General features: G+C 63.5%; 10 protein-coding genes. 7 read left to right on the forward strand and 3 right to left on the reverse strand.

The window, feature by feature from the left end; translation table 11 throughout:
- The 3 genes from B7G54_RS20860 to B7G54_RS38220 all read right to left on the reverse strand — a co-directional run.
- On the reverse strand, positions 1-950 hold a 950-nt coding region (locus tag B7G54_RS20860; RefSeq protein WP_085041007.1), incomplete at its 3' end, for a virulence factor.
- Between the two features lie 134 nt (positions 951-1,084).
- Positions 1,085-3,397: a T6SS effector phospholipase Tle3 domain-containing protein gene (locus B7G54_RS20865; RefSeq protein WP_085040805.1), complete on the reverse strand. Its 2,313-nt coding sequence runs from the start codon at positions 3,395-3,397 to the stop codon at positions 1,085-1,087.
- Between the two features lie 19 nt (positions 3,398-3,416).
- Positions 3,417-3,821, reverse strand: a complete 405-nt coding sequence (locus tag B7G54_RS38220) for a hypothetical protein (RefSeq protein WP_244289396.1) — start codon at positions 3,819-3,821, stop codon at positions 3,417-3,419.
- 842 nt (positions 3,822-4,663) lie between these two features.
- On the opposite strand from B7G54_RS38220, the gene B7G54_RS20875 reads away from it, so the two are divergent.
- The 7 genes from B7G54_RS20875 to B7G54_RS20905 all read left to right on the forward strand — a co-directional run bounded on the left by B7G54_RS20875 (position 4,664) and on the right by B7G54_RS20905 (position 12,167).
- Entirely contained in the window at positions 4,664-5,917 is a 1,254-nt protein-coding gene (locus B7G54_RS20875; RefSeq protein ID WP_085040807.1) for an MFS transporter, read from the forward strand.
- Between the two features lie 146 nt (positions 5,918-6,063).
- Positions 6,064-6,993 carry a LysR family transcriptional regulator gene (locus tag B7G54_RS20880; RefSeq protein WP_085040808.1) on the forward strand — a complete coding sequence of 310 codons (930 nt, stop codon included), beginning with the start codon at positions 6,064-6,066 and terminating at the stop codon, positions 6,991-6,993.
- Positions 6,994-7,108: 115 nt separating this feature from the next.
- A complete protein-coding gene (locus B7G54_RS20885; RefSeq protein WP_085040809.1) occupies positions 7,109-7,603 on the forward strand; it encodes a cupin domain-containing protein in 495 nt (164 codons plus the stop codon).
- A 38-nt stretch (positions 7,604-7,641) separates the two neighbouring features.
- The gene (locus B7G54_RS20890) at positions 7,642-8,661 is read left to right on the forward strand and encodes a hydroxyquinol 1,2-dioxygenase (RefSeq protein WP_085040810.1); all 1,020 of its coding nucleotides are present in this window, start codon (positions 7,642-7,644) and stop codon (positions 8,659-8,661) included.
- Positions 8,662-8,723: 62 nt separating this feature from the next.
- On the forward strand, positions 8,724-10,190 hold the full coding sequence (locus tag B7G54_RS20895) for an aldehyde dehydrogenase family protein (protein WP_085040811.1): 1,467 nt from the start codon (positions 8,724-8,726) through the stop codon (positions 10,188-10,190).
- Between the two features lie 8 nt (positions 10,191-10,198).
- Positions 10,199-11,266, forward strand: coding sequence for a maleylacetate reductase (locus B7G54_RS20900; RefSeq protein WP_085040812.1), 1,068 nt, complete (start codon positions 10,199-10,201; stop codon positions 11,264-11,266).
- Between the two features lie 28 nt (positions 11,267-11,294).
- Positions 11,295-12,167, forward strand: a complete 873-nt coding sequence (locus B7G54_RS20905) for an intradiol ring-cleavage dioxygenase (protein WP_085040813.1) — start codon at positions 11,295-11,297, stop codon at positions 12,165-12,167.
- Positions 12,168-12,172: the final 5 nt, after the last annotated feature.

Below are 12,172 nucleotides of genomic sequence, written 5' to 3' on the forward strand. Positions count from 1 at the left end.
TTGAGGTCTGGAACCGCGACGCCGGCATTGCGTGCCGCCTGGTCGATGGTTGCCTTCCATGCCTGCACAGTTCGCGTCGTGCCAACCTTCGGCGAAAACGCTTGCGAGTTGCCCGTTGCGGCTTTGCCGATCCATGCCAGCGGTTCGCGTTCCGTATTGAAGTTCGGGCCGGCGAGGAACAGCACGACGAGGTTCTCGTTGATCTGCGCATCCGTGGGCGGGAAGCTTGGCGCGTCCCAGTTGATCGCCCATACGGTCTTGTCGGGATTCGCCTGCAAGTAGTCCAGTGCCTTGTTCAGCGATGTAAAGCCCGCGTTCGCGCCGCCTTGGGTGATTTGCACATCAGGGGGCGTGTCGCGGCTCCAAAGCGTCTTGGGTGACGGCGGGCCGATTTCGAAGCATTCGACAAACTCATTGGTCAAGTACGTCTTCGCTTCGATCGGATCAAGCCTTGGGGGTAACGCAAACTCGATATGCATTCCGGCAAGCTCGCGCCAATCTTTGGAATTCTCGGATTTCACCGTGTAGAAATAGCTCGTGTTAGCGAAGTAGCGCGAACGCATCAACACGAGAAATTTCTTTACGTACTTGTGATAGAAGCCATTGAATGTTTCCTCGCCTCTGTTGCCGTATGCGATACCTGCTACCGATTGCAAGATGGCAAACGACTTCGGATCGGTGCGAACCATATCGTCATTCTTGTTTGGAACGACAAGCCCTTGCGTCCACAACAATTGCCATTCGGTGGGGTAGTCCATACGTTGCAATGGATTCAACCACATCAGGCCGACAACCTGCGCGACGAACGGCTTCGGCTGCGCATCGAATACTGATGCTGCCTTCCCCGCAGGCTCCCGGACGGAGGCAGCGTATGCCGGACGCATGATGGCCGTGGTGAACAGAAACACAGCGAGCGCAGTCAGGCCAGGTACAACAAAGAATCGTTTCATCCAATCTCCGATTTCCAAATGGGCCGGGTCGGGTTGTTCTGCGTATGCCATCAGCGACGCCATGAGCACGGTGGCGATGAGCCATGCCGAAAAGGCGGCGGCGACACGTCGCGGCCAGGTAGCGATCAGTGCCTTCATGCGAAACCCCCGACCTTCAGATAGAACCCGCCTTCACGTTCGTCCGTTATTGCCTCGGGAATCTTTCCTTCACTATTCGTGGCATGCACCCATTCGTGCATCGACATTCGAGCAAGCGTTCCGTATTCGAAGTAATTGACGTACTTCTTGTTCAGACTGGATTCGGGAATGCCGTTCCCCATCCGCCAATCAGCCTCAATGCGCAAGTCATAGAGTTGATCGGGAGTCAGATAGCACCGACCCACCGCAACGTCATACGCAAGTGCCTTCTCGGCATGTTCCGGATTGGTCATCGTCGTCGAGTGATTGGTCGGGCTGTTGATCGCCCCACGATCGAGCCAGTCGACGATCTGCTTGTCGCGCCACTCCTTGTAGCCGTCCGGCATCGCGCTTTTGCCGTCCTCGCCGATCACGTGCCCGTCGCGATCGAGCCATTCGGTGTTCAGCGTTCGACGTGCCTCCATACGCATCAACGCGCGATCCTCGTAGCGCTGTCCGGCTTCAGTTTCTGCCGTACCTTGCGCGACGCTATCCTGGCTCTTCGGCTGGTACCGGTCGTACGGATCATCGCTCTGCTTGTCCGCATCGGCCTTGTTCGCGTCACGCCATGCAGCCGGCGGATCGTTGCCTTCGTTGAAGTCGCTTGTCGCGTCGCCGTCGCTTGTTTCGATGGGCTTGCCGAATCGCAACGCCTTCGGCGGGAAGGGCTCGTCAAGTGCCGGAGCATCCGCCACCATCGTCCAGCCCTCGGGCGGATCGGCGTTCACGCGGAGCATGTTCAACGCAGAACTGATCCCGGTCACGACGAACATGAGCGGTGCGGTTACGAGCGTCGCCGCCATCCCGAAAACGGATTCATTCCCTTTGAGCGCGCCGACGAGATTGAATTTGGCCAGCGGCGATGGTGGATACCAGAATCCCGGCGTCTTTCCTTTTTGTACATGCCGCCAGTCATCTTCCCGATACCGGTAGGGCTTCTGCACGCCGACCGGGAAACCGGATGCAAACACGCGCTGCGTCAGGATGCCGGCCGCACCGATATCGGCGAGTTCGTGCTTGCCGATCCCGCGCCAGCCGATCCCTTGAACCGTCACCGCCGAGATCACCTGGTCGTGCGGACAGCAGTACGCCGTGACGCGGCCATACGTCGAATCATTCAGACCGTGCCGCACGCGATCCTCTTGTGCCGTATAAGACCGGTTGCTCGTTGGCGATACCCGCTCGTTTGCCATGTCATCGTCGATCTGGGCAGCAGGCAGTTCGCATGCCTTGCGAGCACCGATGATCGAGAGAAAGTTGCCGAACGTCTTCGTGCGCGCGGCGTAGGTCTGCCGTCCGCGCTGGCCGTGGGCGTCTTTCGTTGCGCGTTGCGACCACGTATCCATGAACGTGTCGGATTTGTTCGGGCCGTCTGCATGCGCGAAACTGTACGGAGCATTCGCCAGCACGTAGGCGTCTGCGACGCAGTGTCCGACGCGTCCCCATGGGTCTTCCACATCGGTGAATGCATCGCCGAAGAACGCCGCCGTGAGGCCGACGATGTTGCCTTGGCTATGACACACGACGGTAATCGGTACATCGGCCTGCATGCGCCGGATCGACTCGATCAGCTTGGCAAGGCGCAACGCCGCGAGTACGCCATACGCGCGTGGCGGCGAGCGATACAGTGGCCGATTGGTTGGATTGATGCCTTGCACCGTCATCCACCCCGCGGTTCGATCATCCAGGCCGCCGTGCCAAAGATCGGGCAGGCTTGCACAACCGTTCGTGAACGGTCCGCCGCCCCAATAGTCCTTTTCGTTCAGAAAGATCTTGTCGCCGTACTCTTTCAGTTCGGCTGCCGTCGCCCGATAGCCCCACCGGAAATGAATGACGGGCGAAAACGACGGATCGGGCTTGATGTAGTCGCCCGCCCAGAGCTTTGGATTCAGAAATCCTTCCGGCGTCACGTTTTCCGTGTACTTCGCGGGCACCAACTGCCCGGCGTCGATGCCGTGATACATCAACTGATCGTCCAGGCGGCCGAGCCGGCGATTCAGGCCTTTGCACAGTCCTTCCTCCGTCGCGTCGAACCATTCGCCTTCGGAGTTCACGCCATGTACGAAGATCACGATACCGGGCAACGGCATCTGCTTGATGCAGACAAGCGACGTGTTCTTCGTGAACATCGTCACCCCGTCGCCCCGACCGACGATGATCTGCGGCGAGTTCGGGCGCGGCACTGCCGCGTCCGGCACATCGCTTTTTGCGGCGCGTTCGCCGGTGGGCGCGTCCGCTACCGGTCGCGGATCGACAAATGAATCGGCCATCCAGACTCCTGCGCGTGCCTTAAACATTCTTCTTGATGAACTGAACCGCCAGCTTTTCGAACCGGTCGGCATCGACCGCCGGCAGTTCGCCGGCGGCGTCGGTCGTCAAGTTCGACAGCGTCCCGGACGCCACCCGAATGTCGCGCACGATCGCATTGATTGCTCGTCTGCCGCCCCGGTCGGTCGTCAGCCGGGCCGGCACCGGCAAACCGAGAAACAGCGCAGGCGATAGAGGATCTCGGGTGGACACGCAGGTCGGTTGCCCGTCGATCCCCGATATCAACCCGTCGCGAATATCGGCGTGATGGCGCGCCAGAAGATGGCCGGCTGCACGTTGCGCCAGCCCGAAATAGAGATCGACAGGCCGCTTGTTGCTGCCAATCAGACCGGACGCAAAATTTCGAAATGTACTTTCTATCGACATCACCGCAATCCCGCTATTTTCGTTCTCAATTCGGACTGGTTCGAATTGGGGTTTCAGGTAAATAAAAATAAGGCGCTGGAAAATTCGCGGTGAAGAATATCAAACTTATTTGCCGTGATAAACGGTTTGATATTTAGAGATAATTTTTTGATTCAGAGGAGACTGTATTTGACATTCTCTATGTGGGGCGGGGGATTTCGGTTGAGTAGTAAGAGTAGATGCTTTGAATAAGAATTCAATGGCGTATCGATTTTGAATAACTTGTTTTTAGTCGAATTAAATTGAATGAAAAATATAACGAATGAGATTCATCCCATGTCTGGACGAACTGCTGCGCACGGCGATGTTGGAAAGGGATGTGAACAGGATTGCGCGGGTGCTCGTCCGGTGCATGTGGGTTTGCCCCTGTTTTATTCGCCTCCCGCTATCCGGCGGGCGGTTTCTTCTTGCATGGTTCCGACGGGTTTGACTGATCGTGTGCATGCATGACGTGAATGGCGCGTTGCGTGGATGCCTCGATGTCCATGAGGGAATTCCCCGTGAGGCATGAGCGAGCGCCGCTCCGGGGCCGTGCTCGTTCGCTTCGCGCTTTCCCGCCGCCCCTTCCCGGCACCGCCCCCGATTATTTGCGTTTCGCGAATGGCGCGTTCGCCGGTTGTTCCATACCCGACAGGCGACGTTCCACCTATCGTGGTGACGCCGGCCGATTGAACTCAACGCGTCGAACCCGAACGGCGGCCGGCACTTCGTCGCGATTCGCGTCGCACACAAAAAACATCGGACCTGGCTCATGCGCAGGCGCTCCGGCGCGCGCAGGCGAACCTGTGTCCACGGAGACGGACATGAAAGCAAACGAGTGGGATACCTCATACGAGTGGAAGGCGGTCGCGCTGCTGGCGCTCGGCTTCGGGCTGGTCGGCCTCGACCGCTGGCTGATCGCGCCGCTGTTCCCTTCGATCATGAAGGACCTCAACCTGAACGCGCAGGACGTCGGCAACTGCATCGGCGTGCTCGGCCTGTCGTGGGGCATCTTCGCGGCGCTGATGGGCGGCATCTCCGACAAGATCGGCCGCCGGAAGGTGCTGATTCCGGCCATCATCGCGTTCTCGCTGCTGTCGGGCTTCTCGGGGCTCGCGGGCGGCCTGCTCGGCTTGATGGCGATTCGCGGCCTGATGGGCGTCGCCGAAGGCTCGTTCTGCCCGACGAGCTTTGCCGCGACGGCCGACGCATCGCATCCGCGGCGGCGCGGCCTGAACCTCGGCCTGCAGCAAAGCGGCTTCGCGCTGTTCGGGCTCGCGCTGTCGCCGATCATTGCCACGCAGTTGCTCGGGTTCGTGTCGTGGCGCTGGGTCTTCGCGCTCGTGGCCGTTCCCGGCCTGATCCTCGGCGCGATCATGTTCTTCGTCATCCGTGAGCCGAAGGTCACGAAAGCCGCCGCGTCGGAGCATGCGCCGGCGTCGCTCGGCCACGTGCTCAAGAGCCGCAACATCCTCGTGGCGATGGCCGCCCTGTGCTGCGCGATGACGGGCGTATTCGTGCTCGGCGCGCTGCTGCCGCTGTACCTGACCGATTACCTGGCGCTCGGCACGCAGAAGATGGGCCTCGTCGTGTCGGCGATCGGCTTCGGCGGTTTTCTCGGGCAATTCGGGTTGCCGGGCCTGTCCGACCTGGTCGGCCGCCGGATCGCGAGCATCGTCGGCTTCGCGGGGACGGCCGTGATGCTCTACATCTTCCGTGGCCTCGGCCCGCAGCCGCTCGTGCTGTTCGGGGTCCTGTTCGTCGCATCGTTCTTCACGCTCGGCCTGGTGTCGCTGCTGTCCGGCCCGGTGGCGACCGAGGCCGCGCCCATCGGGCTCGTGTCGACGTCGATCGGCGTGGTGGTCGGCGTCGGCGAGATCTTCGGCGGCGGCATCGCGCCGGCGATGGGCGGCTACGTCGCCGCACACTTTGGCATCCAGAACATTCTGTGGCTGCCGATGGGCGCGGTCATGCTGGGCATCGTGGTCAGCCTGCTGCTGAAGGAAACCGCGCCGGCCGTGCTGCAGCGCCGCGTAGCCGTGCAACCGGAACTGGCGGCCGGCGAACAGCCGCGCTAAGCCTTGCGCGGGCAGGGCGGTGCATGCGGGGGCCGGCGTCGACGGCGATTGACACCGATTGGGTGACACAGTGACGCTTCCCGCATGACACAGCCCGTTATCAGCACGGGTAGACTGCCGGTTTCGCTGTCGAAAAAGGGCGCGGCATGGACCGGTTTCTGAGCATCGAGGCATTCGTCAGGGTGGCGGAGGCGAGCAGCTTCGCCGAGGCGGCGCGGCAGCTCGGCGTGACCAGCTCCGTCGTGACGAACCGCATCCAGCAGCTCGAGAAGTTCGTCAACGCGCCGCTGTTCCATCGCAGCACGCGCCACGTGCGCCTGTCGGAAGTGGGCGAGGCGTTCTATCGCGAGTGCGCGGAGGTGGTGGGGCGCGTCAACGAGTTGACGGACCAGATGCGCGAGCTTCGCGCGACGCCGACCGGGCGGCTGCGCATCCAGATGCTGCCCGGCTTTGCGCTCGATCACTTCGGCGCGCCGCTGGTGGAATTCAACCGGCGCTACCCGGGCATCCAGCTCGACATCATCGTCAATGACCGTGTCGTGGACCCTGTCGAAGAAGGGTTCGACATCGCGTTCCAGATCTTCCCGCCGATTTCCGAGTCGCTGATCGAGCGACGCCTGTTCACCGTCAGGCGCCTCTTTTGTGCGTCGCCCGCTTACCTCGACGCGCATGGTGCACCACAACATCCGCGCGACTTGCTGCAGCACACCACCGCGCTGTATTCGGGCTATCCGTCGCGCAACCGCTGGACGATGACGCGCGGCGACGAGGTCGTCGAAATGGAGCTGCCGGGCATGATCCGCTCGAACTCCGTGCACCTGCTGCGCGAATACGCGCTGTCGGGCGGCGGTGTCGTGTGCCTGCCGACGCTCGTGGCGAGCGATGCGCTCGTCGCCGGCCGGCTGGTGCCCATCCTGACCGACTTCCAGCTCGCGCCGCTGAGCTTTGCCGCGGTTTATCCCGCAACGCAGCGACAGGCGCTGAAGGTGAAGGCGCTGGTCGAATTCCTCGCGGAAACCATCGGCGACGAATCCCCGTGGGATCGTCCGCTTCTGGAGCGTGGCTGGGTGCGTTGAATCGCGCGGATTATTCGCGAAACGCAAATGCCGTAGTCGCCGTCCCGTGCCTTGTTGCCGTGGGGCCTTGCCCCTAGAGTGGAATCCAACAAGCGGTTCAACTCAGGAGACAGAAATGACCGACACGGCATTCCATACCGTCCTTGGCTCGCTCGACAGTTACAGGAAGGGCGAGATCGAAATCACCAGCGGCAGCGCTCAACACTACGCGTTCTCGAATGTCTTCGAGGTCGCATCGAAGTCGGCCCCTTACGAAAAGGTCGTCGCCGGCAAGAACCTCGAATACGTGATCGAAGTGCTGAGAACCGACGGCCAGTCGCCGTGGTTCGCCTGCGCGCATGACGAGTTCGTGATCCAGATGGACGGCGAAGTCCGGATCGAATTCATCAAGCTCGATACGCCGCCGAAATCGGGGCGCGGCACCGTGAACGCCGGCGCCCAGCCGGCCGGCCGCAAGATGGGGTACGTCGTGCTGCGCAAGGGCCATCAGGCGCTGCTGCCGGCCGGCTGTGCGTATCGCTTCACAGCGAGCCAGCCGGGCGTCGCACTCGTGCAGACCATCCTGGGAGAGCTGTCGGTGGAGAAGTGGGCCGACATCTGCCTGCACTGATTCGTCCGACCTCATTCGACTATTCCAGGAGACACGTTATGGCCACCCTCGAAACCCTCGACCTTTCCGCCAGCTTTGCCGCCGATCTGGTGCAAGCGTCCGACGCCGATGCCGTCACCGGCTATCGCCGCTTCCAGCTCGGCGCGTTCGAATTCCAGCGCGACGAATATTTCGTGAAGATCAGCTGGCCCGCGAAAGGCCAGACACGCACGCATGCGATGCCGGCAGACGCGTTCCTGCGCGCGATGATGCGCGACGTAGCGTGGGGCTTCTTCTACGGCTGGGTGAACTTCGACCACGTGTTCGGCACGCGCAATCACTACGGCAAGGTGGACATGTATGCCGGCACCTTCAACGGCATCCTGAAGGACGCCGGGGTCGACTACACGGAAACCTTCGAAACGCCCACGATCATGGCGACCTTCAAGGCGATGCTGCACGACTGGACGAACGAAGGCTTCGATCCGTTCGCGGCGCCCGAGGAAACGGGCACGGCATTCGGCCGCAAGCACGGCGACAACGGCTCGGCGATCGAGCGTACGCGCATCGCGACACGCCGCATGCCGGGCCTCGAAGGCGATTCGCCGCTGCGCGACGACCTGCCGGTCAACCGCGCGTTCCTCGACGTCGCGCAGGACGAACCCGAAGTGCACGTCGAGCCGGGCTTCGAAGGCGAACTGCACGCGTTCAACCTGTTCAAGTACCTGTCGCGCTCGGACGTGACGTGGAATCCGTCGGTCACGTCGGTGTGCGGGCGCAGCCTGTTCTGCCCGACCACCGAGGAATTCATCCTGCCGGTGTTCCATGGCAACGACCGCGTCGAATGGTTCCTGCAACTGTCCGACGAAATCGTGTGGGACATCGGCGACAAGAACACCGGTGCGCCGCGCGCACGCGTGACGATGCGTGCCGGCGATATCTGCGCGATGCCCGCCGACATCCGGCATCAGGGCTATTCCACGAAGCGGTCGATGCTGCTGGTCTGGGAGAACGCGACGCCCGACCTGCCGCAACGCTACGAGAGCGGCGAGCTCGCGCCGTATCCGATCGCGTTCTGAGGAGCGCTTGCGCTCCCGCTTCAGCTTCAGCTTCAGCTTCAGCAATACACCGAGGACGATTCATGCAAACCCAACTCTTCATCGACGGGCGCTTCGTTGACGCCGTCGATCGCGGCACGATCGACGTGCTGAATCCGCACGACGGCGCCGTCATCGCGAAGATCGCCGCAGCCACCGCGGCGGACGTCGACCTCGCCGTCGAAGCCGCGACCCGCGCGTTCCCCAAATGGTCGGCGCTGCCGGCCGCCGAACGTGGCCGGCTGCTGCTGCGCCTCGCCGACGCGATCGAGGCCAACGCGGAGGAGCTGGCACAGCTCGAATCGCTGGACACCGGCCACCCGGTCCGCGATTCGCGCTCGCTCGACGTGCCGCGCACGGCCGCGTGCTTTCGCTACTTCGGCGGCATGGCCGACAAGCTGCAAGGCTCGGTGATTCCCGTCGAAACCGGCTTCCTGAACTACGTGCAGCGCGCGCCGATCGGCGTGGTCGGCCAGATCGTGCCGTGGAATTTTCCGCTGATGTTCACGAGCTGGAAGATGGGCCCGGCGCTTGCCGCCGGCAACACCGTGGTGCTGAAGCCGTCGGAAATCACGCCGCTGTCGACGCTGCGCATCGTCGAGCTGATGGCCGAGGTCGGGTTTCCGGCAGGCGTCGTCAATATCGTCCCCGGCTACGGCCATACCGCCGGCCAGCGGCTCGCCGAACATCCGGGTGTCGGCAAGATCGCGTTCACGGGATCGACGGCCACCGGCCGCCGGATCGTCGAAGCATCGCAGGGCAACCTGAAGCGCGTGCAGCTTGAACTGGGCGGCAAGGGCGCCAACATCGTGTTCGACGATGCCGACCTCGACGCGGCCATCAACGGTGCCGCATGGGCGATCTTCCACAACCAGGGGCAGGCGTGTATCGCCGGCTCGCGTCTCGTGCTGCACGAACGCATCGCGGATGCGTTCCTCGAGCGATTCGTGGCGCTCGCGTCGTCGATCCGCATCGGCAACCCGCTCGACGCCGATACCGAAATGGGACCGCTGACGTCGAAGCAGCACCTCGATCGCGTGCTGTCGTATGTCGACGTCGCGCGCGAGCAGGGCGGCCGCGTGCTCACGGGCGGCAGCGCACCGCAGGATCCGGCGCTTGCCAACGGCTACTACGTGCGCCCGACGGTCATCGAGGCAAGGAGTGCGGCCGACCGTGTCGCGCAGGAGGAAGTGTTCGGCCCGTTCGTCACGGTGCTGCGCTTCGGCAGCGACGACGAAGCGCTGGCGATTGCCAACGCAACCGAATACGGGCTGGGCAGCGGCCTCTGGACGAAGGATCTTTCCCGCGCACACAAGATGGCGTCGCGGATCAACGCGGGCATGTGCTGGATCAACTGCTACAAGCGCGTCAATCCGGGCAGCCCGTTCGGCGGCGTCGGCCAGTCGGGGTACGGCCGCGAGATGGGCTTCGAGGCGATGCACGACTACACGGAAGCGCGGTCGGTGTGGGTCAACGTCGACGGCAACGTGCCGCCGCATTTCAAGCGCTGAGGTTTGCCATGGATCGCTTCGTCTATCAGGGCACCCCGTCCCGCGTGGTATTCGAATGGGGCGCGCTCGCCAGGCTGCCGGACGAGCTGTCGACGCTCGGTGCCCGCCGCGCGTTGATCCTGTCCACGCCCGAGCAGCGGCCGCTCGCCGAGCGCGTCGAGGCGATCCTGGGCGACCGTGCGGCCGGCATTTGCGCGCAGGCGGTCATGCACGTGCCGGTCGAGGTCGCGCACGCGGCTCGCGAGATGGCCGGCGATCTGGACGCGGACTGCTGCGTCGCGATCGGCGGCGGGTCGACGATCGGGCTGGGCAAGGCCATTGCGCTCGAGTCGGTGCTGCCGATCCTGGCCGTGCCGACGACGTATGCCGGCTCCGAGATGACGCCGATCTTCGGGCTCACGGAAGGCCGGCTGAAGCGTACCGGGCGCGACGCACGCGTGCTGCCGCGTACGGTGCTTTACGACCCGTCGCTGACGCTGTCGCTGCCGCCGGACATTTCGGCGGCATCGGGCATCAATGCGATGGCGCACGCCGTCGAGGCGCTCTATGCGGAAGACGCGAACCCGGTGATCAGCCTGATGGCGGAAGAATCGATCCGTGCACTCGGCGAAGCGCTGCCCGTCGTGGTGCGCGATCCGGAGAACCGCGCGATGCGCAGCCGCGCGCTGTATGGCGCATGGCTGGCCGGAACCTGCCTGGGCGCGGTCGGCATGGCGCTGCACCACAAGCTTTGCCACACGCTCGGCGGCACCTTCAACCTGCCGCACGCGCAGACGCATGCCGCGATGCTGCCGCATACTGCGCACTACAACCACGCCGCTGCGCCGGATGCGCTGCGCCGCGTAGCGCGCGCATTGGGCGGGAACGACGCGGCCGAAGCCGGCTCGCTGCTGTTCGCGCTGAACGCGCAACTCGGCATCGAGCCGGCGCTCGCCGACCTCGGGATGCCGCAGGCGGGCCTCGACGAAGCAGCCGACCTTGCTTGCCGCAACCCGTATGCGAATCCGCGGCCGATCGAACGCGCGGCGATTCGCGCGCTGCTTCAGCACGCATGGGAAGGACGCGCGCCGCAATGAACGGCCCGACGCGTCAATGGAGACAGACATGAGCCATGACCATCATGACGGCGACGCCAGGCTGACCGAGCAGGTCGTTGCCAGCTTCGACGGCACGCCGAACCCGCGCTTGCGCACGCTGATGCAGAGCCTCGTGCGGCATCTTCATGCGTTTGTCCGCGAAACGGAATTGACGGAGGCGGAGTGGATGGCGGCGATTCGCTTCCTGACCGAGACGGGGAAGATGTGCGACGACGCAGTGCGACAGGAGTTCATCCTGCTGTCGGATACGCTCGGCGTCTCGATGCTGGTCGATGCGATCAACCATCGCTTCGCGACCGGCGCAACGGAAACGACCGTGTTCGGCCCGTTCTACATCGAGGGGATGCCCGAGCGCGCATATGGCGAGAACATGGCGCTCACACCGGGTGTGCCCGCGGTCGTGCGCGGCCGGGTGCTGACCACTGACGGCAAGCCGGTGCCGAACGCCGTGCTCGACGTGTGGCAGACCGCGGAAAACGGCATGTACTCCGGGCAAGACACGGCGCAGCCGCACGGCAACCTGCGTGGCCGCTACCGGACCGACGCCGAAGGCCGCTACGCGATCACGACGATTTTGCCGATCAGCTATCCGATTCCGACCGACGGCCCGGTCGGGAAGATGCTCGACGCCACCGGCCGGCATCCGTGGCGGCCCGCGCATCTGCATTTCATGATCGATGCGCCGGGCTGCCGTACGCTGGTTACGCATCTGTTCGACGAAGACGACCCGTACCTGAAATCGGACGCCGTCTTCGGCGTGAAGCCGTCGCTGATGGTTGCGTATCGCCGGTGCGACGCGGATGACGCGCTTGCCCGTCAGTTCGGCCTGGCCGGCCCGTATCGCGAAGTGACGTACGACTTCGTCCTCGACCGGAGCTGACCGCC

Source organism: Burkholderia puraquae, assembly GCF_002099195.1.
In the GTDB taxonomy this organism is placed as follows: domain Bacteria; phylum Pseudomonadota; class Gammaproteobacteria; order Burkholderiales; family Burkholderiaceae; genus Burkholderia; species Burkholderia puraquae.

Coding starts and splice junctions, on each gene's coding strand:
- B7G54_RS20865 (WP_085040805.1), bottom strand. CDS start 3,397: ATGGCCGATTCATTTGTCGATCCGCGACCGGTAGCGGACGCGCCCACC.
- B7G54_RS20890 (WP_085040810.1), top strand. CDS start 7,642: ATGGCCACCCTCGAAACCCTCGACCTTTCCGCCAGCTTTGCCGCCGAT.
- B7G54_RS38220 (WP_244289396.1), bottom strand. CDS start 3,821: ATGTCGATAGAAAGTACATTTCGAAATTTTGCGTCCGGTCTGATTGGC.
- B7G54_RS20905 (WP_085040813.1), top strand. CDS start 11,295: ATGAGCCATGACCATCATGACGGCGACGCCAGGCTGACCGAGCAGGTC.
- B7G54_RS20880 (WP_085040808.1), top strand. CDS start 6,064: ATGGACCGGTTTCTGAGCATCGAGGCATTCGTCAGGGTGGCGGAGGCG.
- B7G54_RS20875 (WP_085040807.1), top strand. CDS start 4,664: ATGAAAGCAAACGAGTGGGATACCTCATACGAGTGGAAGGCGGTCGCG.
- B7G54_RS20895 (WP_085040811.1), top strand. CDS start 8,724: ATGCAAACCCAACTCTTCATCGACGGGCGCTTCGTTGACGCCGTCGAT.
- B7G54_RS20900 (WP_085040812.1), top strand. CDS start 10,199: ATGGATCGCTTCGTCTATCAGGGCACCCCGTCCCGCGTGGTATTCGAA.
- B7G54_RS20885 (WP_085040809.1), top strand. CDS start 7,109: ATGACCGACACGGCATTCCATACCGTCCTTGGCTCGCTCGACAGTTAC.